At 65.6% G+C, this 25,954-nt stretch carries 21 protein-coding genes; 9 read left to right on the forward strand and 12 right to left on the reverse strand.

All coding sequences use genetic code 11. The features are described from left to right. Positions 1-11: 11 nt before the first annotated feature. The 3 genes from pucL to uraD are packed head-to-tail and all read right to left on the reverse strand — an operon-like array spanning position 12 to position 1,778. Positions 12-902, reverse strand: coding sequence for a factor-independent urate hydroxylase (gene pucL / locus CH273_RS16855; protein ID WP_032396857.1), 891 nt, complete (start codon positions 900-902; stop codon positions 12-14). Between the two features lie 5 nt (positions 903-907). Continuing rightward, the gene (gene uraH, locus CH273_RS16860; RefSeq protein WP_032396856.1) at positions 908-1,246 is read right to left on the reverse strand and encodes a hydroxyisourate hydrolase; all 339 of its coding nucleotides are present in this window, start codon (positions 1,244-1,246) and stop codon (positions 908-910) included. Continuing rightward, the gene (gene uraD / locus CH273_RS16865) at positions 1,239-1,778 is read right to left on the reverse strand and encodes a 2-oxo-4-hydroxy-4-carboxy-5-ureidoimidazoline decarboxylase (protein WP_218829579.1); all 540 of its coding nucleotides are present in this window, start codon (positions 1,776-1,778) and stop codon (positions 1,239-1,241) included. Before uraD ends, uraH begins: the two co-directional genes overlap by 8 nt. 233 nt (positions 1,779-2,011) lie before the next feature. Here uraD and CH273_RS16870 point away from each other — a divergent pair, with 233 nt between their 5' ends. Genes CH273_RS16870 through allB form a run of 7 tightly spaced genes read left to right on the forward strand, consistent with a single transcriptional unit; the run spans position 2,012 to position 9,447 of the window. Further along, positions 2,012-2,407: an allophanate hydrolase-related protein gene (locus CH273_RS16870; protein ID WP_032396855.1), complete on the forward strand. Its 396-nt coding sequence runs from the start codon at positions 2,012-2,014 to the stop codon at positions 2,405-2,407. A 12-nt stretch (positions 2,408-2,419) separates the two neighbouring features. Then, positions 2,420-3,256: a hydroxypyruvate isomerase family protein gene (locus CH273_RS16875; protein ID WP_045197584.1), complete on the forward strand. Its 837-nt coding sequence runs from the start codon at positions 2,420-2,422 to the stop codon at positions 3,254-3,256. A gap of 8 nt (positions 3,257-3,264) precedes the next feature. Further along, positions 3,265-4,146 carry a 2-hydroxy-3-oxopropionate reductase gene (locus CH273_RS16880; RefSeq protein ID WP_032396854.1) on the forward strand — a complete coding sequence of 294 codons (882 nt, stop codon included), beginning with the start codon at positions 3,265-3,267 and terminating at the stop codon, positions 4,144-4,146. A 1-nt stretch (position 4,147) separates the two neighbouring features. Further along, complete coding sequence (gcl, locus tag CH273_RS16885; protein ID WP_032396853.1) at positions 4,148-5,947, forward strand: glyoxylate carboligase; 1,800 nt, start codon at positions 4,148-4,150, stop codon at positions 5,945-5,947. Positions 5,948-5,949: 2 nt separating this feature from the next. Continuing rightward, positions 5,950-7,101: a glycerate kinase gene (locus tag CH273_RS16890; protein ID WP_032396852.1), complete on the forward strand. Its 1,152-nt coding sequence runs from the start codon at positions 5,950-5,952 to the stop codon at positions 7,099-7,101. Continuing rightward, positions 7,098-8,141: an allantoicase gene (gene alc / locus CH273_RS16895; RefSeq protein WP_032396851.1), complete on the forward strand. Its 1,044-nt coding sequence runs from the start codon at positions 7,098-7,100 to the stop codon at positions 8,139-8,141. The genes CH273_RS16890 and alc overlap by 4 nt, the downstream gene beginning before the upstream one ends. Next, positions 8,083-9,447, forward strand: a complete 1,365-nt coding sequence (gene allB, locus CH273_RS16900; protein WP_052049918.1) for an allantoinase AllB — start codon at positions 8,083-8,085, stop codon at positions 9,445-9,447. The genes alc and allB overlap by 59 nt, the downstream gene beginning before the upstream one ends. On the opposite strand, the gene CH273_RS16905 is transcribed toward allB, so the two are convergent. The 7 genes from CH273_RS16905 to CH273_RS16935 all read right to left on the reverse strand — a co-directional run bounded on the left by CH273_RS16905 (position 9,444) and on the right by CH273_RS16935 (position 19,715). Further along, positions 9,444-11,771 carry an HNH endonuclease gene (locus CH273_RS16905; protein WP_052049916.1) on the reverse strand — a complete coding sequence of 776 codons (2,328 nt, stop codon included), beginning with the start codon at positions 11,769-11,771 and terminating at the stop codon, positions 9,444-9,446. The genes allB and CH273_RS16905 overlap by 4 nt on opposite strands. A 288-nt stretch (positions 11,772-12,059) precedes the next feature. After that, the gene (locus tag CH273_RS16910) at positions 12,060-13,136 is read right to left on the reverse strand and encodes an XdhC family protein (RefSeq protein ID WP_032396849.1); all 1,077 of its coding nucleotides are present in this window, start codon (positions 13,134-13,136) and stop codon (positions 12,060-12,062) included. Between the two features lies 1 nt (position 13,137). Beyond that, positions 13,138-14,580 carry an NCS2 family permease gene (locus CH273_RS16915; RefSeq protein ID WP_032396848.1) on the reverse strand — a complete coding sequence of 481 codons (1,443 nt, stop codon included), beginning with the start codon at positions 14,578-14,580 and terminating at the stop codon, positions 13,138-13,140. A 122-nt stretch (positions 14,581-14,702) separates the two neighbouring features. Beyond that, positions 14,703-17,027: a xanthine dehydrogenase family protein molybdopterin-binding subunit gene (locus tag CH273_RS16920; RefSeq protein ID WP_230596942.1), complete on the reverse strand. Its 2,325-nt coding sequence runs from the start codon at positions 17,025-17,027 to the stop codon at positions 14,703-14,705. Beyond that, positions 17,024-18,376: an 8-oxoguanine deaminase gene (locus CH273_RS16925; RefSeq protein ID WP_176459198.1), complete on the reverse strand. Its 1,353-nt coding sequence runs from the start codon at positions 18,374-18,376 to the stop codon at positions 17,024-17,026. Before CH273_RS16925 ends, CH273_RS16920 begins: the two co-directional genes overlap by 4 nt. Next, positions 18,373-18,846 (reverse strand): (2Fe-2S)-binding protein, encoded by a 474-nt coding sequence (locus CH273_RS16930; protein ID WP_032396847.1) that lies wholly within the window; start codon positions 18,844-18,846, stop codon positions 18,373-18,375. Before CH273_RS16930 ends, CH273_RS16925 begins: the two co-directional genes overlap by 4 nt. 2 nt (positions 18,847-18,848) lie before the next feature. Then, the gene (locus CH273_RS16935) at positions 18,849-19,715 is read right to left on the reverse strand and encodes an FAD binding domain-containing protein (protein WP_032396846.1); all 867 of its coding nucleotides are present in this window, start codon (positions 19,713-19,715) and stop codon (positions 18,849-18,851) included. A gap of 147 nt (positions 19,716-19,862) precedes the next feature. Between CH273_RS16935 and CH273_RS16940 the strand changes: the two genes are divergently transcribed. Further along, positions 19,863-21,368: a PucR family transcriptional regulator gene (locus tag CH273_RS16940; protein ID WP_032396845.1), complete on the forward strand. Its 1,506-nt coding sequence runs from the start codon at positions 19,863-19,865 to the stop codon at positions 21,366-21,368. 49 nt (positions 21,369-21,417) lie between these two features. Then, entirely contained in the window at positions 21,418-21,714 is a 297-nt protein-coding gene (locus CH273_RS16945; protein ID WP_032396844.1) for a putative quinol monooxygenase, read from the forward strand. A 15-nt stretch (positions 21,715-21,729) separates the two neighbouring features. On the opposite strand, the gene CH273_RS16950 is transcribed toward CH273_RS16945, so the two are convergent. Both CH273_RS16950 and CH273_RS16955 read right to left on the reverse strand, forming a co-directional pair. Further along, on the reverse strand, positions 21,730-23,433 hold the full coding sequence (locus tag CH273_RS16950) for an EAL domain-containing protein (protein ID WP_032396843.1): 1,704 nt from the start codon (positions 23,431-23,433) through the stop codon (positions 21,730-21,732). 148 nt (positions 23,434-23,581) lie between these two features. Next, the gene (locus CH273_RS16955; RefSeq protein WP_032396842.1) at positions 23,582-25,951 is read right to left on the reverse strand and encodes a lysylphosphatidylglycerol synthase transmembrane domain-containing protein; all 2,370 of its coding nucleotides are present in this window, start codon (positions 25,949-25,951) and stop codon (positions 23,582-23,584) included. Positions 25,952-25,954 lie beyond the last annotated feature (3 nt).

Genomic DNA, 25,954 nt, shown 5'->3' on the forward strand with positions numbered 1-25,954 from the left:
TCGGCTCGCTCCTAGCAGAATCCGGGCACGGTATCCCAGGCGCGGCCTGCGTCCGGGGCATCGTCGCGCTGCACCGTGGCCTCGATCAGACCGTAGGGTCGATCCGCGACGTAGAAGACCTCACCGGGGTTGTCGAGTCCGAACGGCTCGAGGTCGACGAGGAAGTGATGGATGTTGGGCATCGAGAACTTGATCTCCCCGATCTCCGGGTGTGCCTCGAGAACCTGCTTGCCCATCTGGAACAGGCTCTGCTGCAACGCAAGAGAGTGAGTGGAGGCGAAGGCGTCGAGCATGATCGAGCGGACGTCGTCGAAGGTCTTGTCGAAATCGAGCTCGGTGGTGAGATACCGCCAGCGGGCGCTGACCGAGGTGGCCAGAATGCGGTCGGTGGTTTCCTTCAGCGTCGTGTAGCGGTCCTTCGGGTACCCCCAGAACTCCGACGCCGTCGAGTTGAGGACCACGAGATCGCTGATTCCGGAGACGATGGAGATGTTGTCGCCATCGACCGTCACGATCGTGTTCCGCTTCTCGTCGCCGGCCTTGACGAACGAGTGGTCGTATCCGTCTTCACCGTCGGCGATTCGCGACCAGGAGTACTGCTCGATCTCCCAGCGGCCGCCGGTGATCCAGTCGAAGCTGTCGGTGAAGTGCGCGCCGAGGCGCAGAGCGAAGTTCTCGATCGCCCCGATGCCGTCGCGGGCGAAGGCATACACGGTGTTCTTCTGGGTGTCGGTCGCGACGACGTGGGCGTTGTCGCCCTCGGTGTGGACGGCCTCGAGATCTCCGCGTAGCTGCGAGGTGACGCTGACGTCGGTGATGCGGTGGCGAGGCGTCTCGCGGTCGATGCGGACGAGTCTGCATTCGGCTTTGCCGTACTGGTTTGCTCCGAGCACGATGGTCATGGGTTCTAGCTCCCTCGATAGGTGGTGAAAGCGAACGGGCTCAACAGAAGTGGGATGTGGTAGTGCTGGTCGGATGCGGTGATCTCGAAAGTGACGAGAACCTCGGGGTGGAAGCACTCGGTGTGCTGGGCGGCGAAGTACGCGCCGGTTGCGAAAGTCAGGCGGTAGACGCCCGGTTCGAGTTCGCTGGGACCGAGCGCGGCGACCCGTCCTTGCTCGTCGGTGACCGCGTCGGCGACGGGGGTGCCGTGGACATCGGACAGTACGATCGAGAGACCCTGCGCCGGACCGCCTCTCGCCGCATCGAGCACATGAGCGGTCACATGGCTCCGCGGCTCAGACATCGCCGAGGCCTCCTGTCGCGCGAATCTCGGCTATCTCGCGAAGCTCGTGTTCGACGACGGCGGCCTCGGTCTCGGAGTCGTTGCCGAGCCTGCCGTGCAGAGCGTCGAGAACCGCGTGGGCATCCCGGCCTGCGGCCCTGATCAGAAACACCTGTCCGAATCGGTTCTCGTAGGCCACGTTTCCCGCTCGTAGCCGTTGTTCGATGCTCGCGTCGGAGATGTCGACGCCGGATTGCTCGGCGCTCGCGTACTCCGAACTTGCGTCGTGGCCGTCGGGTCTTTCCCCGATACGCGGATGCACGGCGAGAGCTCGCGTCACCTCCTCGGCCGTCAATGGTCGGGCAGCGCGACGGATGGCGTGACGCAGGGCCTGGGTGTCGGTGAACGGGCGGGCGCTCAGAACCCCCTCGACCCAGCGGGGTACGTCCAGGCACAGTGACAGCCTGCGTGCCGCATCGGCGTCGGAGGCCGCGTTCAGCTCGACGACTGCAGCGTCGGTCTCTGATTCCGCTATACGAAATGTTGATTCCACCAAACGAGCGTGACACCGATCACATCCACTGTCAAGGGTTGATCTCGGACTGTCTGCGTCGAGTCTTTCGGTGTTGCCGCACTGCGGCATTCGGCGCTTCGGTCGGGCAGTCCGGGTGAGCGGGTCTTGACAGATCCACGTGGTGCACGCCACACTCGAATCACAAAACGGAATCCATATTCCGCATTACGGACTTTGAGTCCGATCCGATCGAGCCCGAGAGGAACGACTTCATGACGGAGCTTTTCTGCAACGGTGGTGCGATGCGGGGCGGCAGCCTGCACCACAACGTCTCGTCCCACCCGTTCGTCGGGACAGTGCGCACCACACCGAACTACCGCTTCTTCTCGGTACGAGACGAATTCCCGGCGCTGCTGCTCGACCACACCGCAGGTGCGGCCATCGAGGGCGAGCTCTACGACATTCCGCTCGACGACATCCGCACGGCGTTCCTGCCGGACGAACCGCCGGAGCTCGAACTCACCGTGGTCGCGCTCGAGGACGGGCGCTCGGTCCTCGGCGTCGGCCTCCGCCCCGGGGTGCTCGATGCACAACCGGACGAGCTGACCGACATCACCTACACCGGCAGCTGGCGCAGGTACCGCGGCCTGCCGCAACCTCAGAACTGAAAGGCACTGTGCATGAACACCTTCGCTGATTCCAGGCTTCACTACACCGTCAACTGTTCCATTCTCTTCACCGACGTGCCTCTGCTCGATCGACCGCAGCGCGCCCGAGATGCCGGCTTCGACGCCGTCGAATTCTGGTGGCCGTTCGGGGGCCCGGTGCCGTCGGACGCCGATGTCTCTGCGTTCGTGTCCTCGATCCGCGATGCCGGGGTACAGCTGACCGGTCTCAACTTCGCCGCCGGCGACATGCCGGCAGGCGACCGCGGGATTCTGTCCGATCCAGCGCAGGTGCAGGCCTTTCGCGACAACATCGACGCCACCGTCGGAATCGGTGAACAACTCGGCACCAAGGCGTTCAACGCCCTCTACGGAAACCGCATCGACGGAGTCGACCCGCTCGACCAGGACGAGGTCGCGATCGAGAACCTGGCCGCAGCCGGGAAGGCCGCAGCGAAAATCGGTGCGGTCGTACTGGTCGAACCCGTCAGCGGCGCACCCGCCTACCCGCTGAAGTCCGCTGCCGGAGCCGTCGCCACCATCCGTCGAGTTGCCCGTGAACAGGACGTCCACAATCTGCGCCTGCTTGCCGACCTGTACCACCTCGCCGTCAACGGAGACGACGTGCCCGCAGCGCTCGAGGCCCACCACGACCTGATCGGGCACGTGCAGATCGCCGACTCCCCCGGCCGCGGAGAACCGGGCACCGGATCGCTCGACCTCGGCGGACAGCTCGCCGGCCTCGCCGAACGTGGTTACGACGGCTACGTCGGACTCGAATACAAAGCCACCCGCCAGGACACGTTCGACTGGCTGGAGCTGGCTCTTTCCACCGGCACCACTACCAAGTAGGGATTGATATGAGCACCATCGCATTCATCGGCCTCGGGATCATGGGCAGCCCCATGTCCGTTCATCTCGCCAAGGCGGGCCACCAGGTGGTCGGCTACAACCTGACTCCCGATCGCACCGGGCCCCTGGTCGAAGCGGGCGGCACGGCCGCCGACTCCATCGCCAAGGCCGTCCACGACGCGGATGTCATCGCGATCATGGTTCCCGACTCCCCCGATGTGCAGGACGTCCTGGTCGGTGAGGGTGGTGTGTTCGACAATGCTCGACGCGACGCTCTGATCATCGACTTCTCCAGTATCCGTCCCGACGTCACCGCCACCTTGGCCGCCGACGCGATCTCGCGCGGCTTCCGGATCCTCGATGCCCCGGTCTCCGGAGGCCAGGCCGGTGCCGAGAACGCGACCCTGTCGATCATGGTCGGTGGCAGCGCGGACGACTTCGCCACGGCCAAGCCGATTCTCGACGTCGTCGGCAAGACCGTCGTGCACGTGGGTCCGAGTGGGTCCGGTCAGACCGTCAAGGCGGCCAACCAGCTGATCGTGGCAGGCAACATTCAGGTGCTCGCCGAGGCGATCGCGTTCCTCGAGGCGTACGGCGTCGACCTGGCAGCGTCGGTCGAGGTTCTCGGCGGCGGCCTCGCCGGCTCGGCAGTGCTGAACCAGAAGGCACAGAAGATGCTGGACCGCTCGTTCGAGCCCGGGTTCCGCATCGACCTGCACCACAAGGATCTCGGCATCGTCACCTCGGCTGCGCGTGAAGCGGGGGTCGTGATCCCGATGGGCGCGGTGCTGGCGCAGCTGATGGCCTCGGCCCGCGCCAATGGTGATGGTGGACTGGATCATTCGGCGCTGTACCGCGGCGTCGCTCGGCTCTCCGGTAAGGGAAACTGATATGCCCAGGATGCGCGCGGCCGATGCCGCAGTGAAGATACTCGAACTCGAAGGTGCCACAACCGCATTCGGTCTCCCCGGTGCGGCCATCAATCCCTTCTACGCGGCGATGCGCGATCACGGTGGGATCCGCCACCTGCTGGCCCGTCACGTCGAGGGTGCCTCGCACATGGCGGAGGGGTTCACCAGAGCGGCACCGGGCAATATCGGCATCTGCATCGGAACCTCCGGCCCGGCCGGTACCGACATGATCACCGGGTTGTATTCGGCCATGGCCGACTCGATTCCGATCCTCGCCATCACCGGCCAGGCCCCGGTTGCGCGGCTGCACAAGGAGGACTTCCAGGCCGTCGACATCGCGGCGATCGCCGCACCGGTGACCAAGATGGCGATGACCGTGCTCGAACCGGCGCAGGTTCCCGGTGCGTTCGCTCAGGCATTTCACCTGATGCGATCCGGCCGTCCGGGACCGGTGTTGATCGACCTGCCCATCGACGTGCAGCTGGCCGAGATCGACTTCGATCCCGACACCTACCAATCGCTGCCCGTGCACAAGCCCGTCGCCTCGCGCGCACAGGCCGAGAAGGCCATCGACATGCTCCTCGCGGCCGAGCGCCCGTTGATCGTGGCCGGCGGCGGCATCATCAACGCCGATGCCTCGGACCTGCTCGTCCAGCTCGCCGAGATCCTCGACGTCCCGGTCATCCCGACCCTGATGGGCTGGGGCACGATCCCGGACGATCACCGTCTCGCCGCAGGCATGGTCGGGCTGCAGACCGCGCACCGGTACGGCAACGCGACCCTGCTGGCCTCGGACTTCGTGCTCGGCATCGGAAACCGCTGGGCCAATCGGCATACCGGCGGACTGGACACGTACCGCAAGGGCCGCAAGTTCGTCCACGTCGACATCGAGCCGACCCAGATCGGACGCGTCTTCGCACCGGACTACGGCATCATCTCCGACGCCAAGGCCGCCCTCGAGCAGTTCGTGGCCGTTGCCGAAGAACGTCGGGCGGCAGGCACGGTGCGTGATCTCTCGGGCTGGGTCGAGGACTGTGCGACCCGCAAGCGCACGATGCATCGCCGCACCCACTTCGACAACGTGCCGATCAAGCCGCAGCGCGTGTACGAGGAGATGAACAAGGTCTTCGACCGAGACACCCGCTACGTCAGCACCATCGGGCTCTCACAGATCGCGGGCGGTCAGTTCCTGCACGTCTACTCCCCGCGCAACTGGATCAACTGCGGGCAGGCCGGCCCGCTCGGCTGGACCATTCCCGCGGCACTGGGTGCGGTGGCAGCCGACCCCACGGCGAATGTCGTTGCACTGTCGGGAGATTACGACTTCCAGTTCATGATCGAAGAACTCGCTGTCGGCGCGCAGTTCAACCTGCCGTACGTGCACGTGGTGGTGAACAACTCGTACCTCGGGCTGATCCGGCAGGCGCAGCGCGCGTTCGACATGGACTTCTGCGTGCAGCTGGGATTCGACAACATCAATACTCAGGAATCACAGGACACGCAGCCCGGTATCCCCAAGGGCTACGGCGTCGACCATGTTCGGGTGGCAGAAGGATTGGGCTGCAAAGCGCTTCGCGTCACCGATCCCGACCTCATCGGCGAGACGCTGGTGCGGGCCAGGACTCTGGCCAACGAGCACAAGGTTCCCGTCGTCGTGGAGATCATCCTCGAGCGGGTCACCAACATCTCGATGGGCACCGAGATCGACAACGTCGGCGAGTTCGAGGAGCTGGCAACCACCTCGTCCGACGCGCCGACCGCGTTGCTTCTGCTGGACTAGAGATGACGCGCATTCTGCTCGCTCCGGACAAGTTCAAGGGCTCGCTGTCGGCGGCCGAGGTCGCGCGGGCGTTGGCGTCGGGGATGCTGTCGGTCGACTCGTCCCTCGAGACGGTGTGCCTGCCCGTCGCCGATGGGGGTGACGGCACCGTCGACGCTGCCGTCACCGCGGGGTGGGATCGAGTGGCCGTCACGTGCGCGGGGCCGACGGGTGAGCCGGTGGAGACGTCGTATGCCCGTCGCGGTGACACCGCTGTTGTCGAGCTGGCGTCGGCGGTCGGGCTCGAGCTCCTGCCCGGCGGTGAGCCGGACGCGTTGGGAGCGAGCACATTCGGTCTCGGTACCGTAATCGCGCACGCACTCGAGTCAGGTGCCGGGTCCGGTTCGGGTGCGCGGCGTATCGTCGTCGGGCTCGGGGGCAGTGCCTCCACCGACGGCGGCGTGGGCATGCTCGTCGCGCTCGGTGCGCGCATCCTCGATGCCGGCGGAGGCGAGGTGGCGCGCGGTGGTGGTCCGCTGCGCGGTGCAGTCCACCTCGATCTGAGTGGATTGCTGCCGTCGGCTCGGAACGCGGTGTTCGAGCTGGCGTGTGACGTCGACAATCCGTTGCTCGGTGTCATCGGAGCCGCGGCGGTCTACGGCCCGCAGAAGGGTGCCGGACCGCAGGAGTTGCTGTATCTGGAACACGGCATGCGGCAATGGGCACATCTGGTGCGCAACGCAATCGGCCGTGACCTCAGCGGGCTGGCGGGCGCAGGGGCGGCCGGCGGAACCGCCTTCGGTGCCATGGCCGTACTCGGTGCTGCGGCCAAGCCGGGGATCGAGACGGTGCTCGAATTGATCGACTTCGGTAGCGCTCTGGCGTCGGCCGATCTGGTCGTCACCGGTGAGGGCTCGCTGGACGAGCAGAGCCTGCACGGCAAGGCACCGATCGGTGTCGCGAACACCGCACGTGCAGCCGGTGTCCCGGTGATCACCGTCGCCGGACGGAGCACCGTCGGTGTGGATCGATTGCGTCCCTACGGAATCACCGCCTCCTATGCACTGACCGAGCTGGAGCCGGACCCTCGGATCTCGATGCGTGACGCGGCCAGGCTGTTGCACGAGGTGGGCCGAACCTTGGCCACCACACACATTTTGGAAGGAACTTCATGACCGGAACCGATTTCACCACTCTGACCGATCTGGCTTCTCGGGCGCTCGGCGGCAGCGTCTCCGCAGCGAACGACGAATTGTTCGCCCAGCGCGAGAACCTGATCAAGCCCGATGCTCCGCTGTTCGATCCAGCGGACTTCGGCCACAAGGGAAAGGTGTACGACGGGTGGGAGACTCGCCGTCGCCGTGACGAGGGCGGTCACGACTGGGCGATCGTGCGACTGGGCTCTCCGGGCATCGTGCACGGCGTCGTGGTCGACACCGCTCACTTCACCGGCAACTACCCGCCGTTCGTGTCCGTCGAGGCTGCGTCGATCGAGGGCTATCCGTCCATCGAGGATGTGCAGAATGCGGAGTGGCACAGCATCGTCGACAGGTCTCCCGCAACCGGAGACACCGCGAACAGGTACGAGGTGGCCGATCGGCACCGGTGGACGCATGTGCGTCTGTCGATCTACCCCGACGGCGGCGTTGCCCGGTTCCGTGTGCACGGCCAGGTGGTGCAGGATCCGCGGTTCCTCGCAGGCACCGTCGACCTGCTGGCCGCGGAGAACGGCGCTCGGCTCACCGATTGCTCCGACGCCTTCTACTCCTCGCCGGCCAACATCATCCTGCCCGGGCGTGCTCGCAACATGGGCGAAGGCTGGGAGAACTCTCGACGACGCAACGGCGGCAACGATTTCGCAGTGTTCGCTCTCGCATCGCCCGGCGCCCCACGCCACGTGGAGGTCGACACCAGCTACTACGTCGGGAACGCACCGGGGTGGATTCGGCTCAGCGCCATCGATTCTCGTCGCCGACACATCACGGACCCGACGGCATGGAGCGAGATTCTGCCCCGCACCGCCGTCCAGCCGGACACCCGCCATCGCTTCCTGTTGAACGAGGCCGACGCGTACACGCACCTGCGACTGGACGTGTACCCCGACGGCGGACTGTCCCGATTGCGGTTGTTCGGTGAGCTCGACGCCGAAGCTCTCGATGCCGCCGACATCGCCTGGAAGTCCTCGGAGCTCCAGAGTGTCTCCAGTGCAGTCTGATCTGGTTGTTCGCGCGTCGCGGGCGGTGATCGGCGGACGGGAGGTTGCGGCCTCGATCTCCGTTCGTGACGGCCGAATCGTGGCCATCGACTCCGTGGATGCGCGCGTGTCCGCGGAGGTGGCGGTCGAGCTGGGGCCGGATGAGGTGCTGCTGCCGGGTTTGGTGGACACCCATGTGCACGTCAACGAGCCGGGGCGCACCGAATGGGAAGGGTTCGCCAGCGCGACCCGAGCCGCGGCCGCGGGAGGCATCACGACCATCGTCGATATGCCACTCAACAGCATTCCGCCGACAGTGGACGTCGCGGCGTTGGAGATCAAGCGGCGGGTGGCGGCGGATCAGTCGGTCGTCAACGTCGGCTTCTGGGGTGGTGCCATTCCGGGAAATGTCGAGCAGCTGCGGCCGCTGCACGAGGCGGGGGTGTTCGGCTTCAAGTGCTTTCTCCTCGCTTCGGGCGTGGACGAATTTCCGCCGCTGACGATTCCGGAGCTCGAGAAGGCTCTGATCGAGATCGCGTCGTTCGACGGGTTGATGATCGTGCACGCCGAGAACGCCGAGGTGATCGCCGAGGCACCGTCGGCGACGGGTCGTGAGTACTCGGGATTCTTGGAATCGCGTCCGCGTGCCGCCGAGAACCGGGCCATCGAGCAGGTGATCGAGTTGTCGCGGAGGACGGGGTGCCGGGTGCATATTCTGCATCTGTCGAGTGCCGATGCGTTGCCGATGATTGCGGCGGCGAAGCGTGACGGGGTGCGGGTGACCGTCGAGACCTGCCCGCATTACCTGTGTTTCGATGCGGAAGCAGTGCCGGCGGGCGCCACCCAGTTCAAGTGTTGCCCGCCGATCCGCGAGGCCGGCAATCGAGAGTTGTTGTGGCAGGGTTTGTCCGCCGGCACAATCGATACCATCGTCACCGACCACTCCCCCTGTACGCCGGATCTGAAGAGGTTCGACACCGGAGACTTCGGTGATGCGTGGGGCGGGATCGCGTCGTTGCAGATCTCGCTCGCTGCGGTGTGGACGGAGGCGCGTGCCCGTGGGTTCGCACTGACCGACATCGTGCGGTGGATGGCCACGAATACTGCCGATCAGGTCGGTATGGCCGATCGCGGACGCATCGATATCGGTTGCGCTGCAGATCTTGTGGTGTTCGCACCCGACGAACGGTTCACCGTCGACGTCGCGCAGCTGTACCACCGTAATCCGGTGACGGCGTACGACCGACTCGGGCTGTCGGGTGTGGTGCGGCGGTCCTGGATCGCGGGATCGGAATCATCGACCGGGCGTTTGTTGGCGCGCGCCTAGAACGGCGGTGCTGCCGTGTCGTCTGTCTCGGGCTGTTGGTTGTCGGGTGGGTTGGGGTAGGCGATGATGCCGGATCGTTTCGGTTTGGTGGGGATGTGTGGGCTGAGGTCGTTGCCGAGGATGGGGACGGCTGTGCCGTTGGCGGGCAGGGTGATTCGGGTGGTCTTCGAGGTCGAGGTCCACAGGATGGCTCCGCCGGGGAGCATGGTGGCTGTCCAGTAGCCGGCGGTTTTGACGGTGTGGTGGTATTCGCAGAGGCATTGCAGATTGTTGACGGTGGTCCAGCCGCCGCCGAGAGGGTTGGTGTGGTCGAACGGGTTGATGTGGTCGAGTTGGCAGCGGGCGGCGGGGCGGTGGCAGCCGGGGAAGCGGCAGTGTTTGTCGCGGAGTCGGACCGCTGCGGTGGTGAGAGTGTCGGGTCGGTAGATCAGGGCCCGGTCTGTGAGGGGGTCGCGGGGTACCGACTTTCCGAGGGTGGGGTCGGCGGCGATGGCGGCTTCGAGTGCGGCGGCGAGGGAGGCGGTGCCGAGGTAGATGCCGGAGGGAGTGTGGCTTGCAGTGGGGATCGTTCGGTTGTTGCGCCGGATCGCAGAGGGCAGGTCGAGGGCAGAGTTGTGCCGTGTGCCCCTGCCGACAGGGGTGTGGGTGCAGAACAGGGCTGCGGCTGAGGTCAACGATTGCAGGCGGCGCGGAGGTCGATCCTCGGTATCGGTACCCGCACCTGGGCGAGTACTCGGTGCCGGACTACCGGTCGGTGTGGGCTCGGATCCACTGATAGTTTCCTCGTCACTGCCGGTTTCGTGGTTCCTGGTGGTATCGGATGGTGCAGTGGGAGATTGGTTTTCGCTCGTATCTGGCGCCGGGTCAGCGGTCGGCCTCTGTTGGACAGGTGTCGACGAAGTCGGTGCGGGTGCTGGTGACGCCACTGGCTCTGGGCCGGTCGCCTTACACGGCTCCGGTGGCGGCTTGGTTATAGCCGCCGAAGCGGTTGTTGCTGCGTGCTTGTGGGCTGGGCCTGAGCCTGGGGTGGTAGCTGCTGCCGGGTCGGTCGTGGGCTCGGTGATAGGCACCGGATTTTCGACCTGATCGACCCTATCTCCTGCCGGCGAGCTGTGTTCGGGTGCAGGAGAACTGGGCCCGGTTGGTTCCGACGCCGAAGCTGTCTCCGCACTCGAATCAGCCGTCGATGCATTCTGTGCACCTGCACCTGCGTTCGCGTCCGTGGGTGTCTCGGCAGTCGTGTCGGTGCCCGCAGAGGCATCCGCATCCGAATCCGGTACCGCCCCTGCCGCCGCGCCCGGAACTGCGCCCGCTGGCGCTGATGTGTCGGTGTCCGTGTCCAATGTCGCTGCCGACCCTGGGGCCGACTCCTGCTCTTGCTCTGTCGGTGTTCGTTCCCAATCCCCTGTCTCCGGGTTCTGGACGGCGAGGCCGAGGGATTCGGCGAGGGTGATCGCTTCGGTCAGCAGGACCTGCCACTGACTGTTGCGGGCGAGTTCTCGGGCGAGGTCGGGGTCGATGGAACCGTGTCCGGCCAGATATGCAGGGTTCGAGAGCAGGCCGATGAGGGTGGCGATGTCGACGGTGATCATCGTCAACGGCACCCGCCTATCCGGCAACGCGGTGTCGTTCTTCGGGCAGTCGGGGCGGTGGCACAGGCATGCCAGTCGGGGTTCGCCGTGCATGCGGGCCATGAACGCATCACACAGGCGTTCTTTCTTCCCGCGTGGGTCTTTGGGGCAGAGGGTGTCGGCCATCTCCTCGAGGAGTTGCCACGCGGCGGCGGCTTCGGGTGCGGTCAATTCCGCCCGAATGCGGGTGAGTTCCCCGGCGGGGGTGTAGGTGACGGTGCGGAACTTCTTCGCGAACTCTCGCAGTGCTGCTGCTTCCTCGGGTGCGACGCGCAGCAGGATGTCCCAGATCGCCTGCTCGAGCGGGCCCGGGGACGACCTCCGCGCCGCCTCGACGACCTCGGCTTCGACGCGGGTGACGATGTCGTCGGAGAGGTTGTCGAGGATCCGGCATGCGGTCCGCACTCGGGGGAGGTCGATCTCCCCTGTCTCGAACGCTGCTCGTAGCAGTGGGAGTCGGGTGTGCAGGGCAACGCCGACGGACACATACGATTCGGCGACGGTCGCAGAGCAGCCCAACGCGACAGCCATTTCGGTGCGTCCGTATCGGCTGTAGTGCTTGTGTTTGGTGTCGCGGGTGATCCAGTCGCAGTGCACGCGATAGCAGGCGGTGATCTTGCGGGCTGCGTGCCGGTTCTCTTCACGCGCGGCAGCAGTCAACGCCTCCAGTGACACCGTCGGTATCGCACCCATTTTTTCACCCCCCGGTGAGCAACAATTCAGAACGTGCGTTCGAACTGAAAGAAGACTATCTCGACCCACCGACAAGAACCGAAAGTGTCGATTCAGGCGACTCGTGCAGGCAATCTCGGGTGGGAGGGATAGTGCCGGGGGGGATGACCCCTATCGGCGGTCCAGGTGGATCCACTACCCACGTCTTGCACGGGGAGTTGAAACGCAGGGGTACAGATGTGGCGATCCGGCCGGGCGTGCCGGGCAGAAGTCGAAGGTTGACGACGGGACGTTGTCTACATCGAAGGCTTACGCGTATTTCGCATTCGCCCCGTCGTGGTGAATCGGACCGGCCGTACGAGTCAGTGGCAGCGCACTACCCCCGCGTCGCACGGCGACGAATTCCGCCGCGATGGCCAGCGCAGTCTCCTCGGGCGTTCGGGCTCCCAGGTCCAGGCCGATCGGCGACTTCAAGCGTGCGAGCTCCTGCTCGGTCAACCCGACGTCGCGCAACCGGGCTGCGCGATCGTCGTGAGTCCGGCGCGATCCCATAGCCCCCACGAATGCGACGGGCAGTCGCAAAGCCACTTCGAGCAGCGGCACATCGAATTTGGCGTCATGGGTGAGCACGCAGATCACTGTCCGGGCATCGACTGCCGTCCGCGCCAGATAGCTGTGCGGCCATTCGGTCACCACCTCGTCGGCATCGGGAAACCGTGCAGCAGTGGCAAATACCGGCCGCGCATCGCAGACCGTGACGTGGTAGCCGAGGAACTTGCCCACGCGAGCGAGTGCGCCGGCGTAGTCGATGGCTCCGAAGATCAGCAGGCGCGGGGCGGTTGCGTAGGACTGCACGAACACGTCGAGATCCGGCCGACACCGCACCGACCGGATACCGGTACCGCCGGAGTCCAACATCGCCAGCGCCTCACCGACGACCACCGAGTCGACGTCGGAGAACCCGGTGCTGCCGATCGTTGCCGTAGAGGACACCGCGAGCGACTCCCCGGACTCGGAGAGCACCGTCACCGTGGCCACTGCAGTATCCGATGCGATGGCCGCGAGTACGGACCGCGGCGGCCCGAGGCGGACGAAGACCTCGATCACACCCCCGCATGTCAGGCCGACCGCAAAGGCGTCGATATCGCTGTAGCCGAACGACTCTCGCTTGGACTCGCCGGTCTCGAGAACCTGCTGGCACAATTCGTACACGGCTCCTTCGACGCACCCGCCCGAGACACTGCCGACGGCCTCACCGTCGGCGCAGACCGCCATCGCGGCACCAGGAAGTCGTGGAGCACTTCCGGACACCGCGATGACTGTCGCCACCGCGTAGGGAACACCCGCGTGGTCCCAGGCGGTCAGACGATCGACGATCTCTTTCACGTTACGAGATTCCCAACACTTCTTCGATCGGGTGCAGGGCGAAGTAGATCAGGAAGATGCCCGACATCAGATACAGCAGCCAATGCGTCTGACGCGCTTTGCCTTTGGCGAGGCGGACGAGGGTGTACGCGATGACACCCGCCGCGACTCCGACGGTGATCGAGTACGTGAAGGGCATCAGCACGATGGTCAGGAAGGCCGGGATCGCGATTTCGGTGTTCTCCCAGTCGATCTTGCGTACGTGCGTCATCATCAGCGCACCGACCAGAACCAGGGCCGGGGCCGCGGCACCGACCGGAACCACGCCGGCCAGCGGAGTGAAGAAGATCAGGCTCGTCAACAATCCGCCGGTGACGACGCTGGCGAGACCCGTTCGCGCACCCTCGGTGACCCCCGCCGCGGACTCCACGACGGCCGTGTTCGCAGATCCGTTGATCGCACCACCGACGATGGCACCGATGCCGTCGACGGTGAGGATGCGGCTCAGGCCGGGCATCCTGCCCTGCTTGTCGACCAGTCCGGCCTCTTCACCGACTCCGAGGATGGTACCCATCGCGTCGAAGAAGCCCGAGAGAACGAGAGTGAACAGAACGACCGACGCGGTGACGATTCCGGCCCGAGCGAACCCGCCGAACAGGTCGACGTTGAACAGCAGGTCGAATTGTGGTGTGGCGACGATGGAATCGGGCACCTTCGGAACAACCGGTCCCCAGGCCTCCGGCGCGATGTCGAACACCGAGTTCAGGACGATCGCCAGATTGGTGGCCACGAAGATTCCGATGAGCATCGCACCCGGCACCTTGCGTACGAACAGCATGATCATCAGGATCAGGCCGACACAGAAGACGAACACGGGCCAGCCGGCGAGCTTGCCGAACGTGCCGAGGGTGACCGCGGTGGCTGCTGACTCGTGGTGCCCGACGAACCCGGCGTCGACCAGTCCGATGAGCGCGATGAACGCGCCGATTCCGACACCGATTGCCTGTTTGAGGACCAGAGGTATGGCATCCATGATGAGTTGCCGCACGCCGGTGAGAGCGAAGACCACGATGACGACGCCCTCGAGAACCACCAGTCCCATCGCCTGCGGCCAGGTCATGTACGGGGCTGCCTGGAACACCACGATGGGCGTCACCCCGAGGCCGGCCGCCATGGCGAGGGGCGCGTTTCCGACGACCCCCATCAGGATTGTCGTCAGACCGGCCGACAATGCCACCATGGTCGACAGGTGAGCCGGATCGAGCGTGGCACCGGTGACATCGCGGGCATCACCGATGATCAGCGGAATGAGGACGATCAGGTAGGCCATGGCCACGAATGTGGTGACGCCACCGCGAACTTCGCGTGAGAGCGTCGAACCGCGGCCGGTGATGTCGAAGAACTTGTCGATCTGGGATCGACCTCGTCCACTCTGGCGAGTGCTGGATGTGCGTACGTCGGTCATGATCGGCCCTCCCAGGGCGTGATCAACCTCGTCGAGCGTGGGGCCGGGCCGACGAGCCGGGGGAGTTGGCGTCGGTGCGGTTGTGCCGGATAAGGTTTCGTCGAATGGTGATGGAACTCGGATCAGCTGTTGATGATGTGTTCGGGTCGAACGGGCACGCGGGTCAACGCGAGCCCGGTGGCATTGCGGATGGCTGCGACCACTGCGGGCGTCGACGAGAGGGTGGGTGGCTCACCCGCACCGCGAAGACCGTACGGTGCCAGGGGATCCGGGTTCTCGAGGATGTCCAGCTTCATGGGCGGCATGTCCAGAATGGTCGGAATCAGGTAGTCGGTGAACGACGGGTTCTTCACCAGACCGTCCACGACGACTATTTCCTCCATCACCGCCAGACCGAGGCCCTGCGCTGTGCCGCCGTGGATCTGGCCCTCGAGCGAGAGCCGGTTGAGTATCTTGCCGACGTCCTGCACGGCCGCCATCTCGACGACCTTGACCAGGCCGAGTTCGACGTCGACGTCCACCACGGCGCGATGGACACACAGTGCGAGCTGGGTGTGGCTCGCGCCCTGTCCGGTGACCGGATCCATTCCGCTGGTGGGGCGATGGTGGAATTCGCGGGTCTGCTCGATGACTCGGTCGCCGAGCACATCCTCGATCGTCGCCAGCACACCGTCGGTGGCCGAGACGATCTTGCCGCCGTCGAGGCTCAGGTCTGCCACCGCGCGACCCAGGTACAGGCCGGCCAGGACGAATACCGCCTCGCGCACGGCCTCGCAGGCGGTCTTGACCGCCCCGCCGGTCATGTACGACTGCCGTGACGCCGAGGAAGATCCGGCATTGCCGACCTTGGTGTCGGCGGGGTGAATGACGACCTTGGTGACGCCGAGCTCGGTGCGTGCGATCTGCGCCTCCAACGTCACCAGTCCCTGCCCGACCTCGGCGGCAGCGGTGTGCACCAATGCTGTTGCCTCGCCTCCGATCACCTCCAGTCGAACGCGCGCGGTGGAGTAGTCGTCGTAGTTCTCGGAGAAGCAGATGTTCTTGATGCCGACGCCGTAACCGATCCCGCGTACGACGCCTTCGCCGTGGGTGGTCTGCGATGCCCCACCCGGCAGATTACGGATGTCCGACGCATCCACGGGAGCAGGCAGTTCCATCGCCTCGGCTCGGGCGAGCATCTCGGCGAGCGGGGCAGGCGCTTCGATGACCTGGCCGGTCGCCAGGATCGATCCCTGGCTGACGGCGTTGATCTGCCGGATCGCCACCGGACCGATGCCGCAGGCCTCGCCGAGCTTGTCCATCATCGACTCGTACGCGAAACATGCTTGTACTGCGCCGAATCCACGCATAGCGCCGCACGGCGGGTTGTTGGTGTACACCCCGTACGCGTCGATCTCGATGTTGGGGATGACGTACGGTCCGACGCCCAGAGAGGCGGCGTTGCCGACCACGTTGAGGGTGGCGGAGGTGTACGCGCCGCCGTCGAGGATGATCTCGACATCGGCGAACACGAGCTTGCCGTCGCGAGTCGCACCGTACTCGTAGTGCATCTGCGCGGGGTGGCGGTGCACGTGTCCGAAGAACGATTCGTAGCGGTTGTAGACGATCTTGACGGGCTTGCCGGTGTGCATGGCGAGCATCGCCGCGTGGATCTGCATCGACAGGTCCTCGCGGCCACCGAATGCCCCACCGACGCCGGCGAGCGTCATCCGGATCTTCTCCTCGGGCAGTCCGAGGCAGGGCCCGATCTGCGCGAGGTCGTTGTGCATCCACTGGGTCGCCACGTACAGGTCGACGCCGCCGTCCTCGGCCGGAACAGCCAGTCCCGATTCGGGTCCCAGGAACGCCTGATCTTGAATGCCGACGGCGAAGTCGCTGCTGACGATCACGTCCGCGGTCGCCCGAGCGGCTGCGACGTTGCCGACGCGAACCGGCTGATGGCGGGCCACTCCGCCGCGTTCCTGCACCTTCGGGTAGTTCGGGTCGAGGGCTGCGCGTCGGGCATCGGTCAGGGGTTCGAGCACGTCGTAGACCACGACGATCTTTTCCATTGCACGCCGGGCAGTTTCGGGATGATCGGCGGCGATGAGTGCGATCGGTTCGCCTTCGTGCCGCACCTCGTCGAAGGCCAGCACCGGCTGGTCCCACGTGTGGTCGAGTCCGAAGCATTTGCGTCCCGGCACGTCTTCGTGGGTGAGCACGGCCTCGACGCCGGGAGTCGCCAGCGCCTGGGAGATGTCGACCGAGACGATCTTCGCCCGGGGATGAGGGCTACGAAGCGTTGCGCCCCAGAGCATGCCGTCGATGAACAAGTCCGACGAATATGCGAACTCGCCCTTGACCTTCAGGGTGCCGTCGGGTCGCAGTGGGCTGTCGCCGACGCGACCGCGTCCCGGTGCGGGGATGTCGGCGGGAGCTTGCCGGGGTGTGGTGGTCGGGGCGCTCACAGCACGTCCTCCGCGAGTTTCATCAGGCGACGGTGCGCATCGGCTCCGGCGCGGCCTATTTCGTCCTGCGGTGCGCTGGTCAGGACATCGTTCTCGACGATCGTTCGACCGCCCACCATCAACCGCGCGAGCGGTGGTGTCTGCCCGTAGGCGAACGCGACGACGGGGTCGTCCACGGCCGAGTAGAAGCCGTCCGTGCGCCAGATCGCGATGTCGGCGAGCTTGCCGACCTCGAGCGAACCGATCTCGCTCTGCCGTCCCAGCACCGTTGCTCCGCCCAGTGTTCCGATCTCGAGTGCCTGACGCGCCGTCAGTGCGGTCGGTCCGTACTTGGCTCGTTGCATGTACATCGCCTGACGGACTTCGCCGGCCAACGGCACCATTTCGGCCGAGGCCGAACCATCGACGCCGAGACCGACGGGCGCGCCTGCGGCGAGCAGGTCGGAAATACGAGCGATGCCCGCGCCGAGTCGTGCGTTCGAGCTCGGGCAATGAGCGGTACCGGTACCGGTGGCCGCCATCTTCGCGATATCGGAATCGTGCAGGTGTACCGCGTGGGCGAACCACACGTCGTCACCCAGCCAGCCGACCTGCTCCATGTACTCGACCGGGGTGCAGTTCATCTGAGCGAGGCAGTGCTCTTCCTCGTCGAGGGTCTCGGCCAGATGCGTATGCAGGCGAACACCTTTGGCGCGGGCAAGCCCCGCGGACTCCACGAGCAGTTCTTTGCTGATGGAGAACGGCGAGCACGGTGCGACCGCGATGCGGAGCATCGAACCGAAGGACGCGTCGTGGTAGGTGTCGATGGCCTCGGCCGTCGCGGCGAGGATGTCGTCGAGCGATTCGACCACCTCGTCCGGCGGCAACCCGCCGTCGGACACGCCTCGGTCCATCGAGCCGCGGCACGGCTGGAATCGGACGCCGATGCGTCGTGCGGCATCGATCTCGGCGGCGAACAGATCGCCTCGGCCCTTGGGGAAGATGTAGTGGTGATCGGTGCTGGTGGTGCAGCCCGACTTGGCGAGCCAACCGAGACCGGCGGCTGCGGCTCCCCCGACCACCTCGGCGTCCATCTTCGACCACGGCTTGTACAGGGCGACAAGCCATTCGAAGAGCGTGTTGTCCTTGGCCAGGCCCTGGGAAGCCCACTGGTACAGGTGGTGGTGGGTGTTGACCAGGCCGGGGGTGACGAGGCAACCCGTCGCGTCGATCGTCTCGGCCCCGGCGATCACCGGTGCGGGGCCCGAGCCGATGGCGCTGATCGTGGTGCCCTCGACCACGAGATATCCGGAGGGGATTTCGTCCCCGACGATGGGTGCGATGTACGCACCCGAGATCACCGTGGTCATTCGGCTTCGGCCTTTCGTGTAGCAGCGAGCCGAACTGCATCCAGGATCTTCTCGTATCCGGTACAGCGGCAGAGGTTTCCAGCGAGAGATTCGCGAATTTCGACGTCCGACGGGTTGGGAACGCGCTCGATCAGGTCGTGAGCCTGGACCACCAGTCCCGGGGTGCAGAATCCGCACTGAACGGCTCCGCACTCGACGAACGCCTCTTGCATCGGGTCGAGCTTGTCGCCCTCGGCGAGGCCCTCGACGGTACGGATCTCGCGGCCCTCGACCTGACCGGCCGCCACCAGGCAGGCGCAGGCCGGAATGCCGTCGAGATAGACGGTGCACGAGCCGCATTCGCCTTGTTCACACGCGTTCTTGGATCCGGGCAGTCCCATGCGTTCGCGGAGCAGGTACAGCAGACTTTCGCCCTCCCAGACGTCGTCGGCTTCCATGTCTTTACCGTTGATGGTGCAGTTCACTCGCATGTTCAGGCCACCTTCCGTGCGGCTGTGAGGTCCCGCCATGCCCAACCCAGTGTTCGCCGGGCCATCACGGACAGGGCGTGCTTGCGGTAATCGGCAGTGCCACGTACGTCGTCGATGGGACTTGCTGCCGCACTGACCAATCGGCCGAACTCCTCCGACACCCGAGGATCGAGGGCACCGTCCCACTGGAGTTCGGCCGCGAGGTAGTTCTCGGCATCGTAAGCCCGGCGCGGCGTCGGCGCAGCGGAGCCGAGACCGGTTCCGACGCGACCCTCCTGTGGAAACAGTGCGATCGAGAACGAGCAGACGGCGATGACCATGGCGTTGCGGGTGCCGATCTTCGAGAAGTACTGCGGCCCTGCTGCCGGTGCCACGTGGAAGGCGCGAATGAGTTCGTCGGGCAGGCATGAATTACGTTTGACGCCGAGGTAGAACTCGGTCGCGGGAATCATGCGCACGCCGCGCTCGGCCGATTCGACCTCGACGGTTGCGCCCGCCGCAAGCAGGGGTGCGTGCAGATCACCTGCGGGGGACGCGCCTCCCAGGTTGCCGCCGACGGTGCCGCGATTGCGGATCTGCGGCGAGCCGACGGTGCGGGACGCCTGGGCAATGCCGGGAAGCCTGTCTCCCAGCTCGGCGATGATCCGTACATACGGAACACCGGCTCCCACCCGCAGGGTGCCGTCGGGAAGCTGTTCCCACTCGGTGAGCTCGGTGATCGGGTTCAGGTCCAGCAATCCCCCCGGACGATGGAGATCGAAGTTCATCTCGACCATGACGTCGGTGCCGCCCTGGATGGGCACCACGTCGACGTCGTCGGCCTTCGCGGCCAACGCGTCGCTCCAGGTCTGTGGTCGCAGGAATTGCATATCTTTGCTCTCCGCTCGCTGTCTGCATATCAAGTTCACCCAGTACAGCTGCCGGGCGCGATACGAACGAGAGACAGGAACGACGAAGTATGACGCCGATCACAGTGTAGGTTTTGGAGGATCCTACGAAGAGGAGGTCGATTCACCGTGCGGCTGCGTGATCTGGCTGATCTTCCCGATCTGGAACTGCAGCCGATCGTCACCCCCGAGCACTTCGATCCGACGATCAGATGGGTCGTGACCACCGACATGCTCGATCCGAGCCGCTATCTCAGCGGCGGCGAGCTGGTGCTGACCGGTCTGATGTGGCGGACGGGCCCCGAGGACTCGATGACGTTCGTGCGGGCGGTGTCCAAGGCCGGCATCGCAGCGCTCGCGGCATCCGACGACGGCGTGGTACCCGACGATCTGGTGCACGCATGCCTCGAACACGGGCTACCGCTCTTTCGTGTTCCGGCCGACATCGCTTTCGCCACGGTCACCGAGAGCGTCGTCCGACAACTGTCGACGGCGAGAGCATCGGACCTGAGTCTCGTGCTCGACCGGCATCGACGCCTCGTGGCGAGCGCAGGCCCGGGCGGCGGACTGGGTCCACTGCTGGAGATGGTCAGTTCCGATCTGGGCATGAACTGCTGGGTGGTCACTGCGTCGGGACGGGTACTCGCCGGATCCGACAACCCGCCGGACACCGAGGCCGTGGCGCAGGAATTCATGACATCGGTGCGGCTGCCGCGGTACTGCCGAGAGCAGAGAGTGTCGGTGTTCGCCGTCGATGGAGAGTCCGCACCGCGGGTCGTGGATTGGTTCGTGGTATTCGAAAGCGATTGGCAGACATGGGATGCACCGAGGCTGTCTCTGGCCGGGCAGCTGGCGTCGATCGTGGCCGTGGAGCGCGGTCGCGTCGACGACCGTCTCTCGGGGTCGGGAATTCTGGCCCAGGAGTTCGTGCGCGCGATCGTCGGGGGCGCGACGCCCGCCGACGTCCTCGCCCAGATGGACGTCATCGGACTCGACACCGAAACACGCTACGCTGCAGTGGCTGTGGCCACATCCGGCGATCCGTTGCGGCTCGGTGAGCTACGTCCGTTGCTGCGAGAAGTGCTGGCGCCGTTGGAGATCACGGTCGGGATCGTCGACGGCGAGGCCATCGCGTTGGTGGAGGCGCGAAGCGACCGAACCGATTCCGTTCGGCGAGCCGTCCACACGCTGGCGCCGGGACTGATCGGTAGCGGCACCTCGATCGGTGTCAGCGCACCGACCGCGCCCGCCGACATCCGAAGTGCGATAGAGGAAGCGCGCTACGCCCGCCGGCTCGCCGAGCGCCGTGGCTCGGACTGCAGCGTCGTCGGGCATGACGAATTGGCAACGCTGACAATACTTCTCGCCAACGTTCCGGGCGACGTGCGACGCATGTTCACTTCGCGGCTGCTGACTCCCCTGGTGGACTACGACGACTTACACAACAGCGATCTCGTCGAGACACTGTCGGTGTACCTCGACACCAACGGTGCCTGGACGCGTTGTGCCGAACAGCTGCACATGCACGTCAATTCCGTCCGATATCGCATCCAGCGCATCGAGGAACTCACCGGTCGTGATCTGTCGCGGCTGGAGGACAGAATCGAGTTCTACTTGGCACTTCGGCTCAGATGACCGGTGTGGGCGGGAGTGGAGCCTGCGGAACGACCCATAGACTGGGACCATGGCTCTCATTGCATTGTTGGATCTGACGTTCAAGCCCGAGTCCGTCGCCGAGGCCCGTTCGTTGTTGCGGACGGTACTCGCCGATACTCGCGCATTCGAGGGCTGCCTCGGAGTCGAGGTGTGGGTCGACGAGGAGAACGAGGCGCACGTGATTGCCTACGAGACGTGGGAGTCGGTCGAGGCCGATGCGAAGTACCGCGAGTTCCGCGCGGGTCCGGGCAAGATCGTCGAATTGCCGCCGCTGCTCGCCGCAGCGCCGTCGTTGACCAAGTTCACCGTCGATTCGTCGATCTGATCCCGGAAAGTTCGGTCACGTCGCCACTCGTCGGTGGGAGTGCGCGGACGCCGGTTCCGGTCGGCCGGTGAGGAAGCCCTGGACCATCTCGGCCCCGAGTTCGTTCGCCACCTGCAGTTCCCCTTCGGTCTCGACGCCTTCCAGGATGACGGCGGCGTCGATCTTCCGGGCCAAGTCGATGATCGCGGCCGCGGCCGCTCGCCGCAGGGGATCACGGTCGATTCCGTGGACCAGCGCGTAGTCCACTTTGAGGATGTCCGGGCGCAGTTCGATCACGTGACGTAGACCGGCGAATCCGGCACCGACGTCGTCGATGGAAATCTGCACTCCCGCAGCGCGGAGGGTGTCGATGGCTCGGGTGACCGCGAGGTAGTCGTCGACACGCTCGTGCTCGGTGATCTCGAGATAGAACGTCCGCGACGCCAGGTGCGGACGTAGTCGATCGAGCAGGTTCGTCGTCCGGATGGTGTCGGCCGATGCGTTGAGCGAGACGAACGATCCCGGCGGCAGCTCGTGCATCGCGTCGAGCGCCCTGTCGAGTGCGGCTCGTTCGAGGCGGGGGCCGATGCCGGCCTCGGTGGCGTCGCGGTACCACGACAGCGGAGATCCGGCACCGAAGGGAAAGCGCGAGAGCGCCTCGAAGCCGACTACGGATCCGGTGACGGTCTCGCAGATGGGCTGAAAGAAGATATCGGGGCCGCCGGATGCGATGAGTTCGTCGATCCGGATCCGCGTCTGCTCGTGCGAGTTCGTTTCGGGAAGACGATCGGACGACACCGCGTTCCCGGAGGTTCGCGACTTGAATCGGTACATCTCTATGTCGGCCAGTGCGATCAATCGTCTGACAAGGACGTGAATGCTGGTCTCCGAATCGAGTGCTTCGACCGCGGATCCGAGGCTGGTGGTGAACCGAGGTCCGTCGAACGTCTCCTCCAGGGCGGCTCGAATCCTGTTGTCCGACTGGATGATCTCCTCGCGAGTTCCGGCTCGGACAACCACGAACTCGTCGCCGCCCAGTCGTGCGACCGCCGACCGATCGCCCACGGCCTCGGACAGGCGTCGGGCGACCTCGATCAGGACGGCGTCGCCCGAGGGGTGCCCGAATCTGTCGTTGATCTGCTTGAAACGGTCGATGTCGAGGACCGTCACCCCCACGGCGTCGCCTGCCTCGGAAGGCGAGACGCCGAGGGTGTCCACGGTGTCCAGCAGACCGCGGCGATTCCACAGGCCGGTCAACGGGTCGCGCAGCGCCCGTGCGGCCTTGAGTCGGAGCTGCCCGATGTAGGCCTTGATCATGAAGGGGGCGGCGTACAGGGAACCGATGGTGACGATGCGGGACGCAGCCGACCATGGATCGGCACCATCGACGACGGCCAGGACACCGAGCGTCAGCAGAGTGACGGTCGCGACGGCGAGGTGCAGCATCATCATCCGGTAGGAACTTCCGACGACGATGAAGGCGGCGACGATCGCGAACATCGCGCAACCCGGCATCGCGTCGAAGTGGGTCCGAAAGGCGAACAGAACCGAGACGATGCCGACATCGGCGTACAGGATGTAGGCCATGGCCAGGCGTGGGGATGTCCAGGGACGGAGGTACCAGGCGATGGCCACGGGCACCGTGGTGGCCGACGCGAGGAGAACCGCGATCGAGGCCGAACCGGAGAACTGCCCCGCCGGGATCATCAGCACCCCGGCCAGTCCGAACGTCAGCGTCATTCCGCTGATGAAAAGACGAACCCAACGCTCCTCGGCGGTGGGGATGAACTCTCCCAGATCGGAAATCGCAACGCCCTCCGTCGAATAAGGCCCCCCACCTGCATGAACGCTAGCACTCGCGGTGTTCACGCACCCCGAATCGGACCAATCAGACCATGTCTCGCTTGGTGAGCCACCGCAAGGTCGGCCACCCGAGAAACACCGGCAACCAGCAGGTCAGGACGCGATAGAGCAGGACCGACGGGACGGCGATGGAGGCGGGAACGCCGAAGGCCGCGAGACCGCCGATGAGCGCTGCCTCCACGGCACCCACACCGCCCGGCGTCGGCGCCGCGGAAGCCAGAGTCCCGCCGATCATGGTGACGACCGTGACCGTGACGAACGTGGTGCCGCCGCCGAAGGCCTCGATGCTCGCCCACAAGGCGAGCGCGGCACCCAACGTCGTCGCCGCGCAGCCGAGGATGATGATCGAGAAGCGTTTGGGGTCGCGGGCGAGTTCGCCCAGTTCACCGAGGACCTCTTTGATCTGCGGTCGGACGGCCACTTTCAGCCAGCGGCGCAGCTTGGGTACGAACATGAACGTACCGACGACACCGAAGGCCGCACCCGCGAGGAGATACAGCACGGTGTTGCCCGGCACCATGTTCGAGAGCCCGGACGACGTGCCTGCGACGACGCTGAAGAAGATCAGCAGGCTCACGTGCGTGATCACCTGGACGGACTGCTGCAACGCCACGGCAGCCGTCGCGCGGACCGTACCCAGCCCGCCCTTCTGCAGGAACCGAACACTCAGGGCCAGTCCGCCGACACCCGCGGGAGTCGTGGTTGCCGCGAACGTGTTGGCGACCTGCATCACCGTCAGATTCCAGAAGCTGACCTTGCCCAGTGCGCACGCCCACAACGCGGCTCCGGCACCGACGTACGTCAGTGCCGACACCGACAGACCGAGCAGAGCCCACCACCAGTTGGCCGAACCGAGTTCGGTGACGAACGCGGGAACCGCACTGATGAACGGATATGCGACGTAGACCAATCCGATCAACAACACGAGCGAGATGATCTGGTTGCGGCTGAATCGGGTGACCTGTTCGGCCTCGATCTTGGCGGTGCCGGTCTGTTCGAGGACCTCGAGCCGAACCGCCTTCATCGTCTTGTCGGCGTCGAGCACCGATTGGCGAATACGAGGCGGGATGGCGGACTTGGTCAATCGACCCGAGGCCGCGATCACGGTGTCGAAGCCGAGTACGTCGACGGCGGTGGCGACGGCGCGCCGAGAGCCGAACAGGTCTGCCGTGGTGAGCAACAACTGCGCGACGTCGGACTGCATCTGGGAATCCGACGCACCCAGTTCGGCGTGGCCGAAACCGCAGAAGAGGGCCTTACCGTCGTGGATCCTCAGCTCGCCACGGTGCAGGTCGCCGTGGGAGATCTGATTCTCGTGCAGGGTGTTCAGGGCCGACCACAGAGCGCCCAGGGTGGCGTCGTCGTGCTCGGCCTCGACCGGATCACCGATGGGCAGACTGTGCGCGTACAGGGTCCATCCTCTGTCGAGCGCTGCCACCGCCAACGGGTGACTGCCTGCCGCTCCCAACCCCTTGATGGCCAGACCCATCAGGGCGCGATGCTCGACTGCCCGACGCATCGACGCGTGCAAGGGCGCAGTCTCGCTGCCGCGCAGCGTGATCCACCGCCAGGACTGGCGCAGGGCACCGCCGCTGCGCTGATTCTGCCCGTACAACTCGACCACCACATCGGCGTCGGGAGTGTGCGCGTTCAACACCAACGGGCCGGGGCCGGCCGGACGGACGACGGTGAAGCTGCGAACGGTGACACCGCGGCTGTGGAACAGACGAACCGCCGCGTCGAGCGGAACCTCCAGCGCCGGTGTGCCGACGAGCAACACGATGACGGCTCCGACGAGCCAGCCGACCGCGAGTCCGAGCATCGAGCGAGCCGGAACCACGGTGGAGACGACCAGGTGGATCGGTACGAACGCGAGCAACAGCGTCCACCATGCCCGACGCCACTTCGCGGGGAGACCGGGGCCGGAGACCGTCAGCGCCGCAGCCAACATCGCGATCCAGCGCGAATCGTCGAGGAACTGCGCGAGGAACGTGTCGAGCCGCTCGGGAACGTCGAGGTCCCAGGTGGGAGTGGAGATCCCGGTTCCGGTGATCGACAGCGCCAGCGCGGCCAGCAGTGCCGCGGCCGCGTACCCGGCGAGCAGTTTCCATTTGCGGCCCGCGATCAGTCCGATCAGGACGCCGAACGGAAGCGCGAGAATGGCGACTCCGTAGACGATGTAGACCGCATTGGATTGGTCGGGGCTGAGCACACCGACGATGTTCGACACCGATTGCTCGAGCGCATCCCACTGATTTCTGGTGATCAGCGAACCGGCGATCACCACGCCCAGCAGAGCCGAGGCCGACACGACCCGAATGATGTCGCTGGTTCTTCGCACCAGCGGCTGAAGCAGGCTTCCCGCTACGGGAATGTCCCGCCCATCCACACGCATGGG

Source organism: Rhodococcus sp. 05-339-2 (assembly GCF_002258965.1).
Taxonomy (GTDB): Bacteria; Actinomycetota; Actinomycetes; order Mycobacteriales; family Mycobacteriaceae; genus Rhodococcoides.

What these genes read in the sequence shown, in the direction of transcription:
- pucL (WP_032396857.1), bottom strand. Translation starts at nt 902, where the DNA reads ATGACCATCGTGCTCGGAGCAAACCAGTACGGCAAAGCCGAATGCAGA.
- uraH (WP_032396856.1), bottom strand. Translation starts at nt 1,246, where the DNA reads ATGTCTGAGCCGCGGAGCCATGTGACCGCTCATGTGCTCGATGCGGCG.
- CH273_RS16870 (WP_032396855.1), top strand. Translation starts at nt 2,012, where the DNA reads ATGACGGAGCTTTTCTGCAACGGTGGTGCGATGCGGGGCGGCAGCCTG.
- CH273_RS16875 (WP_045197584.1), top strand. Translation starts at nt 2,420, where the DNA reads ATGAACACCTTCGCTGATTCCAGGCTTCACTACACCGTCAACTGTTCC.
- CH273_RS16880 (WP_032396854.1), top strand. Translation starts at nt 3,265, where the DNA reads ATGAGCACCATCGCATTCATCGGCCTCGGGATCATGGGCAGCCCCATG.
- gcl (WP_032396853.1), top strand. Translation starts at nt 4,148, where the DNA reads ATGCCCAGGATGCGCGCGGCCGATGCCGCAGTGAAGATACTCGAACTC.
- CH273_RS16890 (WP_032396852.1), top strand. Translation starts at nt 5,950, where the DNA reads ATGACGCGCATTCTGCTCGCTCCGGACAAGTTCAAGGGCTCGCTGTCG.
- alc (WP_032396851.1), top strand. Translation starts at nt 7,098, where the DNA reads ATGACCGGAACCGATTTCACCACTCTGACCGATCTGGCTTCTCGGGCG.
- allB (WP_052049918.1), top strand. Translation starts at nt 8,083, where the DNA reads ATGCCGCCGACATCGCCTGGAAGTCCTCGGAGCTCCAGAGTGTCTCCA.
- CH273_RS16905 (WP_052049916.1), bottom strand. Translation starts at nt 11,771, where the DNA reads ATGGGTGCGATACCGACGGTGTCACTGGAGGCGTTGACTGCTGCCGCG.
- CH273_RS16915 (WP_032396848.1), bottom strand. Translation starts at nt 14,580, where the DNA reads ATGACCGACGTACGCACATCCAGCACTCGCCAGAGTGGACGAGGTCGA.
- CH273_RS16925 (WP_176459198.1), bottom strand. Translation starts at nt 18,376, where the DNA reads ATGACCACGGTGATCTCGGGTGCGTACATCGCACCCATCGTCGGGGAC.
- CH273_RS16930 (WP_032396847.1), bottom strand. Translation starts at nt 18,846, where the DNA reads ATGCGAGTGAACTGCACCATCAACGGTAAAGACATGGAAGCCGACGAC.
- CH273_RS16935 (WP_032396846.1), bottom strand. Translation starts at nt 19,715, where the DNA reads ATGCAATTCCTGCGACCACAGACCTGGAGCGACGCGTTGGCCGCGAAG.
- CH273_RS16945 (WP_032396844.1), top strand. Translation starts at nt 21,418, where the DNA reads ATGGCTCTCATTGCATTGTTGGATCTGACGTTCAAGCCCGAGTCCGTC.
- CH273_RS16950 (WP_032396843.1), bottom strand. Translation starts at nt 23,433, where the DNA reads ATGACGCTGACGTTCGGACTGGCCGGGGTGCTGATGATCCCGGCGGGG.
- CH273_RS16955 (WP_032396842.1), bottom strand. Translation starts at nt 25,951, where the DNA reads ATGCGTGTGGATGGGCGGGACATTCCCGTAGCGGGAAGCCTGCTTCAG.